Origin of the sequence: Flavobacterium okayamense (genome assembly GCF_019702945.1) — a bacterium.
GTDB lineage: Bacteria > Bacteroidota > Bacteroidia > Flavobacteriales > Flavobacteriaceae > Flavobacterium > Flavobacterium okayamense.
Window position 1 is genome coordinate 805577 of record NZ_AP024749.1, and the last position, 15178, is coordinate 820754.

Here is a 15178-nt window from a genome sequence, read left to right on the forward strand (position 1 = left end):
CTAGATGTCTAAACCAAAACATATTTTAGTTATCAGGCTCTCGGCTATGGGCGATGTCGCAATGACAGTTCCCGTGTTGAGAGCTTTTTCTTTTCAATATCCTGAAACAAAAATTACAGTAGTTTCCCGACCTTTTTTTGCCCCTTTTTTTAATGGAATTCCAAATGTTTCATTTTTTGGAGTTGATGTAAAAGAACGTCATAAAGGATTTATAGGCTTACTTAGACTGTTTTCCGATTTAAGAAAACTAAATATCGATGCCGTTGCTGATTTACATAATGTGTTGCGCTCTAAAGTAGTTCGAACGTTATTCGCTTTAAGTGGAAAACAAGTTGCCGCAACCGACAAGGGTAGAGCTGAAAAGAAAGCATTAACTCGATTAGAAAACAAAGTTTTCGCCCCTGTAAAATCGATGTTTCAAAGACACGTTGAAACGTTTGAAAAAATAGGTTTTAAAATCTCTTTAGAAAATCCAATGTTTCTAGAAAAGGCAAAACTTTCAAAAGAAATTCTTGAAATTACTGGAGAAAAAATTCAAAAATGGATTGGAATTGCCCCTTTTGCACAATACGAGAGTAAAGTGTATCCACAAGATTTAATGCAAAATGTACTAGATGGTTTAGCTGAAAACAATAATCATAAAATCTTTTTATTCGGTGGAGGTGACGCTGAAATTGAAAAACTAAATCAATTGCAAAATCAACATCACAATGTAATTGTTGTAGCTGGAAAATTGAAATTTCAAGAAGAATTAGATTTGATTTCCAATTTAGATCTAATGCTTTCAATGGATAGTGGTAATGCACATATTGCTGCTATGTTGGGTGTGAAAGTAATTACACTTTGGGGTGCAACACACCCATATGCTGGATTTAAACCTTTTAATCAACCTGATGATTTTTGTATCACTGCAGATAGACAACAATATCCTTTGTTGCCAACATCGGTTTATGGAAACAAAAAAGTGGAAGGATACGAAGATATAATGCGAAGCATTAAGCCTAATTTTATTTTAGAAAAAATAAGTGCTGCAATATAAATTACAGCACTTAAGCCCTTTAAGTATTTATAAAACACTATAGAATAAATTTTCTACATAACCTTTATTTACTCTTTATTTTTTAATGCATTAACCATTTCCTTTAAAAGGGCTATTTCTTTTTTTAATTCCTCTATTTGATTTTGTTGTTCTTGAATTGCTTTAACTGTAACAGGTATAATTTGATAAGGCATTATCCCTACAGGTTTTTCATATTCAATATATGTTCTTTTACCACTTTCATCTAAACATACCCAATCTGATTTTTTAACGGCTTCTGGAATGACAACCGATAGTTCTTGTGCATCAAAACCTAATTTATTTGCTTTTTGATTGTCTGGAATATTTATATTTCCTGTAGAAGGGGTGTTTTCTTTATATGAAATAGGGTTTAATTGCATAATTTCCGTTAAACCTCTATTTTGTAAATTTGAGTTTTTATTACTTGTTTTTGAATAAGTGTTTGTTGGTGTAATAAAATCATCGGCATATACATCATCCCAACGTCTAGTTACACCAGAAAAAGGCGAAGCTCCTAAATCGGCTCCAAAATCAGACATTGGACTGAAAGCACTACCTTCATAAAACAATTCATTAGTTCCATCAACAATATATTCTATAGAACCTAAAGCAATTGCAGTTCCACCTGAAGAACCTTTATAAAAACCAGCTACAAATTTTTTAGTAAAAGGTCCTCCGTTATAGGTATCAGAAAATGTTTGGCCTTCATCACTATCAATAAATGCACCGCCATCTCCAAAGTTTATATAGTTATCCCCAAAATTTGTTTCTAATACAGTCAATGTATTGCCTTCAAAAAATAGGTCGCCAGTATTAGTACCATTAAAATTTAAGTTTCTCGTATTTAAATCGATTGCTGTATTTTGAGTTAGTGCTCCTCCTAACCGAACTGTGCCAGATGTTTCTGTTAATGCATTTGTAAAAGTGTAACTTCCTCCACCACCTGAAGGTAAAGTAACTGTGTTACCGTTTGAAATTGTTAAATCGTTTCCAACAATACTTAGTGTTTGGCTATCAGTTCCACCTGCTGGAGTTTCCCAATAACCATTTCCATTAGCATCAGAAGTTAAAACTTTTCCTGCAGATTGTGTCCCGTCTTCTAAACGAAAAGAAAATGTACCGCCTGAAGGAGCGCTTGTTTCAGTAACTAATATATTATCAATTGAAGCACCGTAGTCGAAATTTCCTTGGTATTCAAATCGTAATGAATAGGAATTCCCAGCTACAACAGTTGCACTGCCTGAATAAGAAGTGTTGGCATCAGTTGTTAAATTAACTAAATTTCCACCAACTTGAGCATTTGTTGTATTGTTGTATAAATAAGCTCTGAAAGAATCTGGAGCGGCTCCGAAATTATTATAACGATAAGCAAATGATATTGAAATTGAAGTTGTTGTTGGAGCTGTTGTAAAATCTACTCGTGCAGTTGCATTTTGTCCGCAGCCTGATTCGTCTGAATTAATCCAGAGCCAACCTCCAGTACACGAAGAACAATTTGAGTTAGTGTTACCTGTTGTTGTTCTTACCCAACCATTTGTTCCTGGACCAGTACAACCAACCATACCATTATTAGAATGAACAACTGTATATGGAGTGTCAAAATTTTGATTTAATAAATTTATAGTTCCTCCTCCACTTGGTAAGGTTGTATTACCATAAACATGTAAAGTAGCCGTTGGGGATGTTGTGTTAATTCCAACTTGAGCAAAAGAAGTAAGTCCAAAAATTAAAAATAAAACTGTAAATACTTTTTTCATGAATATTAGATTTAGGTTATGTTGAGACAAAAGTATTTTTAGAATAATAAATTCTAAAATTTTCAATGTACAGAATTACGGAAAGCGTACTGTTTTCCATGTTTTTGTGCTTTATTTAAATGATGTTTATAAAAAATAAAATGTCTATTTTTGTTTTAATAACACACAATAAATGAAATTACAATTAATAGGCATCTCTCTTGCAGCGTTCGTTTTTTCTTTATATCGATTGATTCAAAGAAAGGAAAACGCCGTTGTTGTAGTTTTTTATTTGTCCTGGTTTTTACTATTTATAAGTTTGTTTATTGCATCAGATTATGTAGATATTTTATCTGAAAATATAGTAAGTACTTTTGCCGTTTTATTTTTTGTTTGGTTAACGTTATTGCCTCCACTTTTATATGGAATAATTCAATTTAAATTGAATAAAGTTTTACTTGATATTCGACATCTTTATATTCCAATCGTTTTATTTTTCATTAACATTTTTTCACTTCTATATTTTTCTGTTCAAAAAGATGAAAAAGTTTTTACCTATGAAGTAGTTGAAAACGTGATGACTTATAGTAATTATATTATTATTCTATTCGTTTTTCCAATTTCAACTTTTTATTATAGCTTTTTATCGTTTCGTTCGTTACAGTTTTTTCCTTCAAAAAATAATTTCAAAAAAAATATAGAAAAAGGATTGTTGTTTTGGTTTGTATTACTTTATGATGTTTATATTTTTATTTGGATTCTTACTAATTATTTAATTGACAACTCCTCAGTTAAAAGTGTTTTAAAAGTTTATTATACTGGTTATTTTATTCTTTCTATTGCTATATTATTTAAGTTAAGTGCTAAAAGAGACGAATTTGAAATTGAAGATTCTGAAAATTCAATTTTTGAAGAAATTGGTAAAAAGTTAAATCATAAAATTCACTCAGATAAGATTTTTTTGAACCCTCAAATAAATTTAAAATTATTAGCAAAAGAAATTGGAACAAATGAAAAGTATTTATCACAGTATATAAATAAAAATTATAATAAAAACTTTTCATTATTTATTAATGAGTTTAGAGTTGAATATGCTAAACAAATTCTTATAAATGGTGAATATTCAAATTATACGCTTGAAGCGATTGGTTCATTATCAGGTTTTAATTCTAAAACATCTTTTAATTCAACTTTTAAGAAATATACTGGGGAAACTCCTTCAGAGTTTAAAAATAAAAAGGAGCTTAATTAAGCTCCTTTTTTTATACGTCATCGTAATCTACTTTAATGGTTGGTGTAATAGGATGTGCTTGACACGTTAAAACCAAACCTTCTTCAATTTCATCATCAGTAAGTATTTGATTTTTCTTCATTTCAGCCTTTCCTTCAGTAACTCTTGCAATACAACTACTACAAATTCCACCTTGACAAGAATAAGGCGCATCTAAACTTTGTTTTAAAGCCGCTTCTAAAAGGGTTTGCTTTTGACTCATTTCAAATGAAGTTTCTTCATCATCGAGAAGAATAGTAATCTTTGTATGTCCTTGAGCTGAGATTTCTTTATCGTTTTCTGTTGAAGTAGAAAACAACTCAAATTTAATATCTCCTTCTTTTATGTTTTGCTCTTTTAATGTAGAAGAAACAATATTAATCATTTCTTCCGGTCCACATAAATAGAATTTTTCAAAAGTCTTTTCGTTATGTTTTGTATGCAAAACAAAATTAACAGCTGACTTATCGATACGACCAAATAATTCGCCTTTACCTGATTGACTAAACACATAATGAACAAATAAACGACCAACATATTTTTGTTGTAAATCGTGTAGTTCATCGTGGAAAATAGTTTCCTCAGGTGATTTATTTCCGTAAGTTAACACAAATGTGCTTTTTGGTTCACTTTCTAAAACCGATTTTAAAATTGACATAATTGGAGTAATTCCACTTCCAGCAGCAAAACCAGCATAGTTTTTTTGGCGTTCAGCATTAGGTTCAAACGTAAATTTTCCTTCAGGAACACCAACTTCAATTACTTTTCCAGCGGTTAATTGTTCGTTCGCAAACTTAGAAAAGAAACCGTTTTTAATAGCTTTAATTGAAATGCGTAATTCACCACTATTAGGTGAAGAACAAATGGAATACGCTCTACGGATTTCTTCTCCGTCAAGTGTTAATTTTAAAGTTACATATTGTCCAGCAGTGAATTTATAGAAATCTTGAAATTCAAGTGGAATATTAAAAGTTACCGAAATAGCCGATGGTGTTTCGCGTTTAATTTCTTTTATGCTGAGTTTATAAAATGTAGACATGATAAATCTTTTTTACAAAAATACTATTAATCAAGAAAAAAGAAGTTAGAAGAAAGAAAAAAGAGTTAAAAAATAATACCTAAGAATTTTATACATAAGAAAATTATGTATATTTGTTTTGAAATTTTACACTTATGAAAAATTCCCAATTATATAAAGGAAGTTTAAATACCATTATCATGAAGCTTTTAGAAGAAAAAGGCAGAATGTATGGTTATGAAATTACGCAGAAAGTAAAAGAAATTACAAAAGGCGAATTAAACATTACGGAAGGCGCTTTGTATCCTGCTTTGCATAAATTAGAAGCAGAAGGTTTATTAGATGTTGAGGTTGAAAAAGTAGATAATCGTTTACGAAAGTATTATAAACTAACTGAAAAAGGAACTACGGAAACCGTTAATCGATTAGCAGAATTAGAAGAGTTTATTAAGAACATGCAAACTATTGTGAATCCTAAATTGAGTTATTAAGATGAAGTTGACTTCGGAACAAATAAATAAAATCGATATAATTTTAGAAAAATTAGGATTAGATTTTCTTGATTTTAAACTAGAAATAAAAGATCATATTGCTTGTCAGGTTGAAGAGGAAATGGAATTAAACCAATCCGATTTTAATGAGGCATTACTATTGGTCTTGAAACAATGGGAACAAAAATTAGTTCTTTCAGAAAGTGTATTTATTAGCAATAAAAGAACTTTTCCTAAAATTGTAATTAACCAACTTTTTAAAAGGTTTTTGATTTACAATATTGCTTTAGTGGTTTCATTTTTATTTGGAATTCTAACTTTTAATAACTTTTTAAAAGATTTTGAAAATGAATTATTCACAAAATCTTTCAGATGGATTTTCATTTTTTGTTTTTTCATTTTCTCTGCTTTGAAATTTAAAATCTATCAAGGGAAATTTAAGACAAGTTATTCTTATATGTTTAACCAAAACTTTTGGCTTTTAACAATTTACTTTGTCTTTGTTTTCCTTTGGAATTCAAGCTTTATGAATTTTATAAGCTTTTCATTACTTATAGCAGTTTCTCCATTTTTGATTTACTCTTTTTATAAGCATCAGCATTTTATTAATAAATATCAGTTGGTATGAAACTCACCCCACAAAACATCCAATTCATAGACAATTACCTTAAAAACAGTGAAGTCATTTACTACGACATTCGCATGGAAATGCTTGACCACGTGGCAACTGCTGTAGAACAAAAAATGGAAGCTGAAAATTTAGATTTTTATGATGCTTTTAAAAACTATATGGTTTTGAATAAGAGGGATTTAATTAAAGAAAATGAGAAGACCCTTAAACATAATTATAAAGTAATTATTCCTTTTTTAAAATTTAATTTGAAGCTGTATTCGTTATTATTATATTTTTCTTTAATTGGACTTTTTTATTTCATTCATAATGATTTCGAGGCAAAAACAATTGCAAAATTTTTAGTTTTTTCTGTCTTTTTAGGAATGGGCTTGTTTTACTTTATACAAGCATTAACTTACTATTTCAAGGAGAAAAAAAGGTTTTATTATTTAGAAAAAAACTCTGTTATTCTATTTGTTTTGTATCAACCTTTATTGTTCTTAAATAATGGCTATTTGACAGGAAATAAAAACAATATTAATATAACCGTATTAATTTTTTTATTACTTTTTTTTGGATTGTTTTTAAATTTTGTAAGATATCATTTCATAAAGCAAAAACAACTTTTTAAAAGCAATCTTTATGAAATTCAATAACATGAAACTAACTCCAGAACAAATAGAGCGTTTATATCAATTCACTCGACAACATTATGTAGAATGGTATGACTTACAAACAGAATTAGTCGATCATTTAGCAAATGCAATTGAACAACAATGGCCAGATAATCCCAATCTAGATTTTGAAGAAGTCTTACAATTAGAATTTAAAAAATTTGGTGTTTTTGGCTTTATGGATGTGGTTGAAAAACGTCAATCTGCGCTTAATAAAAGATATAATAAAATTGTTTGGAAGCATTTTAAAAATTTCTTTTCTATCCCGAAGGTTGTTATTACAATCTCTTTAATAGGAAGTTTAAGTTTTCTGTTTTTTTACTTTCAATATTCTAGTATTTTATTGTCAATTTTGTTTTTTGCAACTTTAGTTTTATTTTGGATTGGTTTAGTTAAAAGAACGAAAGCGTATAAAAAAGAAGTTAAAGAAACAGGTAAAAAATGGCTTTTTAAAGAAATTATTTCAGGCTATTCTGCAATGACTGGATTAAGTTATTTACCTGTACAAATTATGCTACAATTTGATGATGTAACAGTTCGGTTTTCTATCGTAAAGTCAGTTTTTTTTGCTTCACTTATTGTCACAATGTGTTTGTTGGAATATATTATCCTTTTCGAAATTCCATCGAAAGCTCAGAAATATTTAGAAGAAACATATCCAGAATATAAGTTTGTAGCATAAAAAAAGACAAGTTCAAAACTTGTCTTTTTTATTTTATTATGAAAACAACGCTTTCAATTCGGTTGCTTCACTCGGATTCATTTTTCCAGCAAGCACTAAACTTAACTGTTTTCTTCTAAGTGCGGCATCAAAACGTTGTTGCTCTAATTCGGTTTGTGGAACAACTGCAGGAACAGGAACTGGACGTCCGGTTTCATCAACAGCTACAAAAGTGTAAATACCTTCATTAGCTTTATTTCGAATTCCAGATTCTCTATCTTCAATCCATACATCGATATAAATTTCCATAGACGAATTAAACGTTCTTGAAACTTTAGATTCAACAGTAACTACACTTCCTAATGGAATCGCTCTGTTAAACGCTACGTGATTTACCGAAGCCGTTACACAAACTCTACGCGAATGACGACGAGCGGTAATACTTGCAGCTCTATCCATACGTGCTAAAAGTTCGCCACCAAATAAATTATTTAATGGATTGGTTTCACCTGGTAAAACTAAATCGGTTAATGTTGTTAATGAATCAGAAGGAAATTTTGGTTGCATTGTCGTTTTTTTTGCAAAGATATAAAGCAACCGTAAATAGTAAGCATAAAAAAATCCCAAAAAATGGGATTTGTTAGTCTATTAAAAGCCAAGCTTCGGCATCGACTTCACTTTTAAGCTTTTGTTTTTCCATTTCTGCTTCTTCAAGTGTTGCAAAACTTCCGTAAGCAACTGGATATAAATCGTATTTATTTTTTTCTAATTTTTGTGCTTTAAAACCTTGATCGATTAACATTTGTAATGCTTTTTCAGCATTTTCTTCGCTTCTAAAAGCGCCAGCAATTAAATGATATGGTAATTTTTCTTCTACAACAGGAAGTTCAACAGCTGTTACATTTGGTGTTTCAATGAAAAAAGTAGCTTGTTGAATTTGCGCTTCTAATTTATCTTGAACATTCTTTTGAACTACTAAAGTTTGTTCGGCTACTTGTTGGTCATAATGCATTTTGTATCCAAATAAACCAACCGTTCCTAAAACCGCAATGGCAGCTGCATATTTTACAAAAGCGAAATTATTTTTCTTGCGTTCAGGTGTAAAGATAATTGGCGCTTTTTCTTCTAAAACTTCAACTTCTTGTTTTAAAACTTCACGTTTTACTTCTGGTGAAACAAATTGTGATAATCCAAACGAACTTACTAAGAAATTGGTTGTATTGGCAGGTTCGAAAACTAAATTCTTTTCTTCGCCATTTACATTAATTGTTCCAATTTTATCGAAAATAAGAGCGTTTCTTTGATCTAATTCGTAATTCCAAGACGCTACTTTTTGAGCAATCATTTCAGTTGCTTTTTCAAAACTTACGTTTTCATTAGCTGCAATATGGTTTGCCAAAAGCCCATCGTTGTTTTTAATATTGCTATTAAAAGTGATGATTTTTCGTGGTGGCAAAAAGGTTGCAGCGCTGCCATTTACTTGCGCAGGAACCGTTTCGGCAACAAAAGCACCAAAACCAGGAACCGTAACACATTGGTAACGATATAATAAGTCCGAAATGTAGTTGTCAAGCATCATAGTAACAAAAGTAAGGAAACAATAGGTTTTTCAAAATTTTATCAACAAAAATTATTAACAATCTGAATTTTTTTGAGAATGTGATAAATGTCACCAACCATTTCATATAAAGATAATACCTTTGAGAGGTCTTAAATAAATTAGTACAATGAAGAAGTTAGTTTTAAGTATAGCGATTGTTGTTTTAGCAAGTTGTGGTGGAAAAAAGGAAGAAGAACCTTTTGGTAAGAAACAAGTGGAACCCGTTTCGGTAACAGAGGAGGCAGCAACAGTAAACCCAATGCTTGAAAAAGGAAAAAAGCTTTTTGAAGGAAAAGGAACCTGTACAGCTTGCCACAAACCAGCGACTAAAGTAATTGGACCAAGTTTAAAAGAGATTTCTAAAATTTATAAAGACAAAAACGCAAGTATAGTTACATTCTTAAAAGGTGAAGGCGAACCTATTGTTGATCCATCTCAGTTTGAAGTAATGAAAGCAAACTTTGCCATTACTAAAAATATGACCGACGAAGAATTACAAGCGCTTGAAGCGTATGTGATGAGTTTTTAGTTTTTATTTAAGAAGCATACTTCATATTTATTAATCATTTTTATCATTTTTTTGTTTTTCAAACCATTCAAGCTGTGATTTAATGCGATTTATTATATCACTATCTTGATCATTGTATATATCTCTAATTCTAAAATCGTCTTTTTCAGGATCAACTTTATTTAAAAATTCATTAATACCAATGTTAAAAATTGCCTGTCCAAATCTTTGATCTGGATGTTGATTTAAGTAATCTGAAATTAAATTAATTATTTCATTATGTTCTTTTTTCATTAGTCTATTTAATTTAAATCTACACTATAGATTGATTTACTCAACCACTAATTTAAACCCAACTCTAGGGATATTTTCTATACGCACGTTGGTTTCTTCTTTAAAGATTTTGCGCAAGCGTGAAATAAAAACATCTAAACTTCTGCCTAAAAAATAATCGTCGCTTCCCCATAATTGTATTAAAATGGTTTCGCGTTTTAAAACCGTGTTCGTGTTTTCTACAAACAAATGCAACAACGCCGATTCTCTTTCGGTTAGTGTAATGCTTTCTTTGTCATTTTTCAATTGGTAATTTTCGGGTTCAAAAGTAAAAGAACCAATTGTATAGGTTTTTTGCGATTTATCAACTCCAGATTTTTGACTTCGGTTTAAGAAAATTTCAATTTTTAAAATTAATTCTTCAATCGAATAGGGTTTTACTAAATAATCATCGGCACCTAATCGTAACCCTTTAATACGATCTTCTTTCATGGTTTTTGCCGAAAGAAAAATAATAGGAATTTCAACGTCTTTTTTTCGAATTTCTTGTGCAATTTCAAAACCATCCATGTCAGGCAACATAATGTCGAGCACACACAAATCGAAATGTTCTTCGCAAAATAATTCGAATGCTTTTTTTCCGTTATTTACATGAATTACATGAAAATGTTGTTCGAGATTATCGGCTGTTAAAAAAGCAAGCGTTTCGTCGTCTTCTACGTATAAAATTCTTTTTTTAGACATTGCTGATTATTTTTTAGGAATTTCAATATCCGTTTGAAGTCCGTTATCAGTATTTTTTACTTTAATTTTCCAGTGATGAAGTTCGCATATTTTTTTCACATAGGCTAATCCAATTCCAAAACCCTCAATTTCTTCAGTGTCTTTTCGGCTCACGCGATAAAATTTATCGAAGATAAAAGGCAAATCTTTCTCAGGAATTCCGGGACCATTGTCATTTAGTTGAATGATATAATGCGAATTAGTTTCTACAACTTTTATATCAACTTTCGGATTTTCAATTCCATATTTGATAGCATTGTCAACTAAATTGTACAACAAATTATAAAAATGGAATTCATCAGCGTTTATTATAATTTTAGTAGAATTATCAATGGTAAAATCAAAATTCTTAGTATGTTTTAGTTTTAGATTTTCTATTATTAGTTCCAAATTTTTAAACAAATCTACTTCTGTTTTTTGCAAATGAATTTGATGACTATCCGTTCTGGCTAAAGATAAAATTTGCTCAATATGTTGGTTCAGTTTATTGCTTTGTTCAATAATAATTTGAACGTATTTACTAAGTTTTGCATTTTCTTTAATTTCCTTTTGTGAATTGGCAAAATTTGAAGCAATAAGAATGGACGATAAAGGCGTTTTAAACTCATGCGTCATATTATTGATAAAGTCGGTTTGCAATTCAGTATATCGTTTTTGTTTTAACAATAGAAAAACAGAATACACATATATAATAAGTACTAAGAACAAGACAAAAGTGAAAATCCAATATTGGTTTAAACTTTTAAAAAGGTTTTGTTTTAAATGTGGAAATCGAATGGCGAAATAATAAATTAAGTCTGAGTCTTTTGTAAAGCAATCCACACATTTTTTTTCTGCTTCACCAGAAGAGGAAATATAATTTCCATACATCATATCGTCGGTTCCGCAATTATAAATGGCATATTCAAAATCTTGTTCAAGCTTAACTTTGCTAAACTCGGTTTTTAAATAATGCTCCAGAACATTGTTTTCAAAAACATCATTTACGTTTACGATATAATAGTTGTCGGAAACTTTTTGAATTTGATTCGTAATTGGTAAAGAAGAGTTGTTATCGGCATAAATTTTCTTTACAACATCTTGAAGTGCGAAGTGAATTTTGTTTTCTAGCTCTTTTTTCTCAAACATAAATGCTTGATTAAGCAATAGTAATTGCATAATAATTACACCTACAATTGCAACAAAACCAAAAAGAATAAGTATGTTTAGCCGATTAAATTTCAAAACGCGATTAACAAATCATTAACAACAATTAAAAACTGATTAACAACAAAAATAGAATTTGTTTCTAAATTTGTTAAACCAAAAATAACAATAACATAAAAAATAGACAGTATGAAAACTTTAAAATTAACTTTAGTTGCTCTTTTTGTATCAGCTTTATCTTTTGCACAAAAAGTTGAAACTAAAAAATCAGTAGCTCCAGAAGCTGTAAAACCTACAAAACAATCTGAAATTAAATGGACTGAAGAGTCTCACGATTTTGGACAAATTGAAAAAGGTAAACCAGTTTCTTATGAGTTCGCTTTTACTAATACAACGAATCAAACAGTTTTATTAACTAATGTAAAAGCGTCTTGTGGTTGTACTGCAACTAACTATACTAAAACTCCTGTAAAACCAGGTGAAACAGGTACAGTAACTGCAACTTATAATGCTGCTGCTCCAGGTAATTTCCACAAAACGGTAACAGTTACTACAAATGAAGAAGGTGCTGCTCCAAAAGTTTTAATTATCAAAGGAACAGTTAAAAAAGCAGAAACAGAAGAAAAATCGATCTTATTAAAATAATAAGTAATTATAATTCTAGGAAAACCACTTCAATTGAAGTGGTTTTTTTATTTTTACAATATGGAAACGGTTTTTATAAATACGCCTTTGGGTACAGCAAAAATTAAAGGAAATGAAAACGGAGTTTCTGTGATTTCAATTTTACAAGAAGGGGAAATATCAAAAACAATTCCATTAGAACTTAAAGATGCTGTAAACCAACTACAAGAATATTTTGAAGGAAGACGTCAAACGTTTACATTTCAAACCAATCCTAAAGGAACTGACTTTCAAAAAAGAGTTTGGCAAGAATTACTTCAAATTCCTTATGGAAAAACCACTTCTTATTTAGAGCTCTCTAAAAAATTAGGAGATGTAAAAGCGATTCGCGCTGTAGCTTCCGCCAATGGTAAAAATCCACTTTGGATAGTTGTTCCCTGTCATCGTGTTATTGGTTCCGATGGTTCTTTAACAGGTTACGCTGGTGGATTGTGGCGTAAACAATGGTTGTTAGAACACGAAAAAGGAGAAAAACAACAAACTTTGTTTTAATTTTCAAAAACAATATCTATATAAACTAATGAATCTAGATATTGATTATTACTTGTACTTCCTATACTGTAAGAACTTGAACTTTCAATAGTCAAAAAGCCTGAAGTTGCTGGTAAGATGTTTGTAGTTCCTGGGTTACTTAGGTCATTAACAAAAACATACCTGCCCAAAAGATCTGACAAATCAGTTGAAATGATATTTTGAATTCTTCTTATTGAATATGAGTTATTTGCATTTAATGTAATAGGACTATTAAGCGTAACGTAGCTTGTGTTTAATTGAGAAAATAAATGTGAACCCGAATAAACAATTTGATTATTTGTATTGTCAAAAATTTCTATTGTATATGGAATAGTAGAATTAGAATGTTGACTTTGATAGCCAATTTTACATATATTTTTAGTTGAACTAAGAGAAATAGTTATTTCATGAACTTCCAAATCTATAGAAACATCATCATATGAATTTGGATCTTGAAGTATATTGTTATAAATATTTTGAAATTCTGTGTTTGATTCGTCACAGCCAATCATTAATTGTGAATCTATCTTATCATCAAAATCTGAATTACAGCTTATATTTATTACAAAACAAGAAACTATTAGGTAGAAATGTTTTTTCATAATTGATATTTTTAACAAGATTCTATTTATAAAAAAAAGTTGCGTTGATTTAGTGACTATTTTTTTATTATTTTTAGACTTTAACTAAATTACCATGAAATTTCTAAAAAACTTCTTTAAATGGTTGGCTATTTTAGTAATAACAATCATTGTTTTAGCTTATATTTTTGATGTAGATTATTTATTAAGAGCGGTACGAACGATTTATTTTCGCGGACATACAACTGCTTTCTTAGATGATTATACACATTTTCCAAATCGAGAAATAAAAAAAGGAACAGCACAACCTTGGGCAATTGCCAAAGATTATAATTCTATTCCTACAACAGAAGTTTTAGAAAAAACTCACAAAGAGCTACAAACGGTTGCTTACTTAATTATCAAAAATGATAGTATTTGGCACGAAAGCTATTTTGATGGTTACGGTAAAGATTCTAAATCCAATTCTTTTTCTATGGCAAAAAGTGTCGTTACATTAGCTTTAGGAAAAGCAATTATGGAAGGAAAAATTAAAAGTTTAGACCAAAAAGTAACCGATTTTTTCCCAGAACTTAAAGGCGAGTTTGCAAATGAAGTTGCCGTTGGCGATTTGTCGTCTATGGCATCTGGTTTAAGTTGGGACGAACGTTATTACAGTCCATTTTCAATAGTAACTAGGGCTTATTTTGATGATGATTTAAAGAAAGTAATACTTGGTTTAGAAGTAAAAGATAAACCAGGGAAATCATTCAGTTATTTAAGCGGTGCTACACAATTACTAGCGATGTGTATTGAAAAAGCAACTGGCGAATATTTATCAGATTATGTTTCAAAAAACTTTTGGCAACCTATGGGAGCCGAAAACGAAGCACTTTGGCAATTAGATCATGAACCCGATGGTATTGAAAAAGCCTATTGTTGTATTGCCAGTAATGCACGTGATTTTGCACGTTTTGGAAAACTAATGAAGCAAGACGGAAAATGGAACGGAAAGCAACTTCTCGATTCAACTTTTGTACAAAAATGTGTTACGCCGCGTTTTCCAGAAAGTCCGCAATACGGTTACGGCTGGTGGATGCATAATGTAAGCGGAAAACAATTGTATTATATGCGTGGTCATTTAGGGCAATTTGTAATTGTAATTCCAGAAGACGATTTAATTATTGTTCGTTTAGGCCATATAAAAGGTTTACAAACTGATACTGACCCGCATAGTGATGATTTGTATGTTTATGTAGATGAAGCTTATGAAATGTTAGCTCAGAGAAAATAAATTTAAATATGAATAGTCATTTCTCAGGCCTTCACAATAGAGATAAATTAGTAAAACAAAATCAGCAAAACAGAAAAGAAAGATTAGATAATAGAAAGAAAGCTTTTGAGAATCTGAAAAGTAATAATATTGGTTCTGATTCAAAATCAATTTCAAAAAATGAATTGATTAAAATCAAAAACAAAGTTTTAAAAAGTAACAGAGAGCAACTTTTTATATTTATTTTAATTTTTACGATTTTGTTTGTATTGATTTTGTTTTTTTCAATGAGATATAATATTCTTTAATTAATAA

19 protein-coding genes are annotated in these 15178 nt (G+C 30.0%); 11 read left to right on the forward strand and 8 right to left on the reverse strand.

All coding sequences use genetic code 11. The annotated features are described in order from the left end of the window. The first annotated feature begins 4 nt into the window (after positions 1–4). Positions 5–1039, forward strand: a complete 1035-nt coding sequence (locus tag KK2020170_RS03655) for a glycosyltransferase family 9 protein (RefSeq protein ID WP_221259454.1) — start codon at positions 5–7, stop codon at positions 1037–1039. Positions 1040–1107: 68 nt separating this feature from the next. On the opposite strand, the gene KK2020170_RS03660 is transcribed toward KK2020170_RS03655, so the two are convergent. Next, the gene (locus KK2020170_RS03660) at positions 1108–2817 is read right to left on the reverse strand and encodes an autotransporter outer membrane beta-barrel domain-containing protein (protein WP_221259455.1); all 1710 of its coding nucleotides are present in this window, start codon (positions 2815–2817) and stop codon (positions 1108–1110) included. Between the two features lie 172 nt (positions 2818–2989). On the opposite strand from KK2020170_RS03660, the gene KK2020170_RS03665 reads away from it, so the two are divergent. Beyond that, a complete protein-coding gene (locus tag KK2020170_RS03665) occupies positions 2990–4048 on the forward strand; it encodes a helix-turn-helix domain-containing protein (protein WP_221259456.1) in 1059 nt (352 codons plus the stop codon). A gap of 10 nt (positions 4049–4058) precedes the next feature. Here KK2020170_RS03665 and KK2020170_RS03670 read toward each other — a convergent pair whose 3' ends face one another. Beyond that, on the reverse strand, positions 4059–5105 hold the full coding sequence (locus KK2020170_RS03670) for a 2Fe-2S iron-sulfur cluster-binding protein (RefSeq protein ID WP_221259457.1): 1047 nt from the start codon (positions 5103–5105) through the stop codon (positions 4059–4061). Between the two features lie 134 nt (positions 5106–5239). On the opposite strand from KK2020170_RS03670, the gene KK2020170_RS03675 reads away from it, so the two are divergent. From KK2020170_RS03675 to KK2020170_RS03690, 4 genes are read left to right on the forward strand one after another with little or no spacing between them, the layout of a single operon-like run. Then, on the forward strand, positions 5240–5575 hold the full coding sequence (locus tag KK2020170_RS03675; protein WP_221259458.1) for a PadR family transcriptional regulator: 336 nt from the start codon (positions 5240–5242) through the stop codon (positions 5573–5575). A gap of 1 nt (position 5576) precedes the next feature. Then, the gene (locus KK2020170_RS03680) at positions 5577–6203 is read left to right on the forward strand and encodes a hypothetical protein (protein WP_221259459.1); all 627 of its coding nucleotides are present in this window, start codon (positions 5577–5579) and stop codon (positions 6201–6203) included. Next, positions 6200–6844, forward strand: coding sequence for a hypothetical protein (locus KK2020170_RS03685; protein ID WP_221259460.1), 645 nt, complete (start codon positions 6200–6202; stop codon positions 6842–6844). The genes KK2020170_RS03680 and KK2020170_RS03685 overlap by 4 nt, the downstream gene beginning before the upstream one ends. Continuing rightward, complete coding sequence (locus KK2020170_RS03690; RefSeq protein WP_255567339.1) at positions 6831–7544, forward strand: hypothetical protein; 714 nt, start codon at positions 6831–6833, stop codon at positions 7542–7544. Before KK2020170_RS03685 ends, KK2020170_RS03690 begins: the two co-directional genes overlap by 14 nt. A 36-nt stretch (positions 7545–7580) precedes the next feature. On the opposite strand, the gene KK2020170_RS03695 is transcribed toward KK2020170_RS03690, so the two are convergent. Both KK2020170_RS03695 and KK2020170_RS03700 read right to left on the reverse strand, forming a co-directional pair. Then, complete coding sequence (locus KK2020170_RS03695) at positions 7581–8090, reverse strand: acyl-CoA thioesterase (RefSeq protein WP_221259461.1); 510 nt, start codon at positions 8088–8090, stop codon at positions 7581–7583. A 73-nt stretch (positions 8091–8163) separates the two neighbouring features. Further along, on the reverse strand, positions 8164–9102 hold the full coding sequence (locus KK2020170_RS03700; RefSeq protein WP_221259462.1) for an HU domain-containing protein: 939 nt from the start codon (positions 9100–9102) through the stop codon (positions 8164–8166). 148 nt (positions 9103–9250) lie between these two features. On the opposite strand from KK2020170_RS03700, the gene KK2020170_RS03705 reads away from it, so the two are divergent. Beyond that, positions 9251–9652, forward strand: a complete 402-nt coding sequence (locus KK2020170_RS03705; protein WP_221259463.1) for a c-type cytochrome — start codon at positions 9251–9253, stop codon at positions 9650–9652. Between the two features lie 30 nt (positions 9653–9682). On the opposite strand, the gene KK2020170_RS03710 is transcribed toward KK2020170_RS03705, so the two are convergent. From KK2020170_RS03710 to KK2020170_RS03720, 3 genes are read right to left on the reverse strand one after another with little or no spacing between them, the layout of a single operon-like run. Continuing rightward, entirely contained in the window at positions 9683–9925 is a 243-nt protein-coding gene (locus tag KK2020170_RS03710; RefSeq protein WP_221259464.1) for a hypothetical protein, read from the reverse strand. 36 nt (positions 9926–9961) lie between these two features. Continuing rightward, positions 9962–10648, reverse strand: coding sequence for a response regulator transcription factor (locus KK2020170_RS03715; RefSeq protein ID WP_221259465.1), 687 nt, complete (start codon positions 10646–10648; stop codon positions 9962–9964). A 6-nt stretch (positions 10649–10654) separates the two neighbouring features. Continuing rightward, positions 10655–11815: a sensor histidine kinase gene (locus tag KK2020170_RS03720; protein WP_255567340.1), complete on the reverse strand. Its 1161-nt coding sequence runs from the start codon at positions 11813–11815 to the stop codon at positions 10655–10657. A gap of 207 nt (positions 11816–12022) precedes the next feature. Here KK2020170_RS03720 and KK2020170_RS03725 point away from each other — a divergent pair, with 207 nt between their 5' ends. Both KK2020170_RS03725 and KK2020170_RS03730 read left to right on the forward strand, forming a co-directional pair. Beyond that, a complete protein-coding gene (locus KK2020170_RS03725; RefSeq protein WP_221259467.1) occupies positions 12023–12478 on the forward strand; it encodes a DUF1573 domain-containing protein in 456 nt (151 codons plus the stop codon). A 60-nt stretch (positions 12479–12538) separates the two neighbouring features. Next, complete coding sequence (locus KK2020170_RS03730) at positions 12539–13009, forward strand: methylated-DNA--[protein]-cysteine S-methyltransferase (RefSeq protein WP_221259468.1); 471 nt, start codon at positions 12539–12541, stop codon at positions 13007–13009. Here KK2020170_RS03730 and KK2020170_RS03735 read toward each other — a convergent pair. After that, complete coding sequence (locus KK2020170_RS03735; RefSeq protein WP_221259469.1) at positions 13006–13632, reverse strand: hypothetical protein; 627 nt, start codon at positions 13630–13632, stop codon at positions 13006–13008. The two genes, KK2020170_RS03730 and KK2020170_RS03735, sit on opposite strands and share 4 nt — an antisense overlap. Positions 13633–13726: 94 nt before the next feature. Here KK2020170_RS03735 and KK2020170_RS03740 point away from each other — a divergent pair, with 94 nt between their 5' ends. Continuing rightward, the gene (locus tag KK2020170_RS03740) at positions 13727–14884 is read left to right on the forward strand and encodes a serine hydrolase domain-containing protein (protein WP_221259470.1); all 1158 of its coding nucleotides are present in this window, start codon (positions 13727–13729) and stop codon (positions 14882–14884) included. Between the two features lie 8 nt (positions 14885–14892). Further along, positions 14893–15171 (forward strand): hypothetical protein, encoded by a 279-nt coding sequence (locus KK2020170_RS03745; RefSeq protein WP_221259471.1) that lies wholly within the window; start codon positions 14893–14895, stop codon positions 15169–15171. Positions 15172–15178 lie beyond the last annotated feature (7 nt).

Bases quoted from the DNA above. Each gene is read 5' to 3' on its own strand.
- KK2020170_RS03655 (WP_221259454.1), top strand. From the start codon at position 5: ATGTCTAAACCAAAACATATTTTAGTTATCAGGCTCTCGGCTATGGGC.
- KK2020170_RS03660 (WP_221259455.1), bottom strand. From the start codon at position 2,817: ATGAAAAAAGTATTTACAGTTTTATTTTTAATTTTTGGACTTACTTCT.
- KK2020170_RS03665 (WP_221259456.1), top strand. From the start codon at position 2,990: ATGAAATTACAATTAATAGGCATCTCTCTTGCAGCGTTCGTTTTTTCT.
- KK2020170_RS03670 (WP_221259457.1), bottom strand. From the start codon at position 5,105: ATGTCTACATTTTATAAACTCAGCATAAAAGAAATTAAACGCGAAACA.
- KK2020170_RS03675 (WP_221259458.1), top strand. From the start codon at position 5,240: ATGAAAAATTCCCAATTATATAAAGGAAGTTTAAATACCATTATCATG.
- KK2020170_RS03680 (WP_221259459.1), top strand. From the start codon at position 5,577: ATGAAGTTGACTTCGGAACAAATAAATAAAATCGATATAATTTTAGAA.
- KK2020170_RS03685 (WP_221259460.1), top strand. From the start codon at position 6,200: ATGAAACTCACCCCACAAAACATCCAATTCATAGACAATTACCTTAAA.
- KK2020170_RS03690 (WP_255567339.1), top strand. From the start codon at position 6,831: ATGAAATTCAATAACATGAAACTAACTCCAGAACAAATAGAGCGTTTA.
- KK2020170_RS03695 (WP_221259461.1), bottom strand. From the start codon at position 8,090: ATGCAACCAAAATTTCCTTCTGATTCATTAACAACATTAACCGATTTA.
- KK2020170_RS03700 (WP_221259462.1), bottom strand. From the start codon at position 9,102: ATGATGCTTGACAACTACATTTCGGACTTATTATATCGTTACCAATGT.
- KK2020170_RS03705 (WP_221259463.1), top strand. From the start codon at position 9,251: ATGAAGAAGTTAGTTTTAAGTATAGCGATTGTTGTTTTAGCAAGTTGT.
- KK2020170_RS03710 (WP_221259464.1), bottom strand. From the start codon at position 9,925: ATGAAAAAAGAACATAATGAAATAATTAATTTAATTTCAGATTACTTA.
- KK2020170_RS03715 (WP_221259465.1), bottom strand. From the start codon at position 10,648: ATGTCTAAAAAAAGAATTTTATACGTAGAAGACGACGAAACGCTTGCT.
- KK2020170_RS03720 (WP_255567340.1), bottom strand. From the start codon at position 11,815: ATGTTTGAGAAAAAAGAGCTAGAAAACAAAATTCACTTCGCACTTCAA.
- KK2020170_RS03725 (WP_221259467.1), top strand. From the start codon at position 12,023: ATGAAAACTTTAAAATTAACTTTAGTTGCTCTTTTTGTATCAGCTTTA.
- KK2020170_RS03730 (WP_221259468.1), top strand. From the start codon at position 12,539: ATGGAAACGGTTTTTATAAATACGCCTTTGGGTACAGCAAAAATTAAA.
- KK2020170_RS03735 (WP_221259469.1), bottom strand. From the start codon at position 13,632: ATGAAAAAACATTTCTACCTAATAGTTTCTTGTTTTGTAATAAATATA.
- KK2020170_RS03740 (WP_221259470.1), top strand. From the start codon at position 13,727: ATGAAATTTCTAAAAAACTTCTTTAAATGGTTGGCTATTTTAGTAATA.
- KK2020170_RS03745 (WP_221259471.1), top strand. From the start codon at position 14,893: ATGAATAGTCATTTCTCAGGCCTTCACAATAGAGATAAATTAGTAAAA.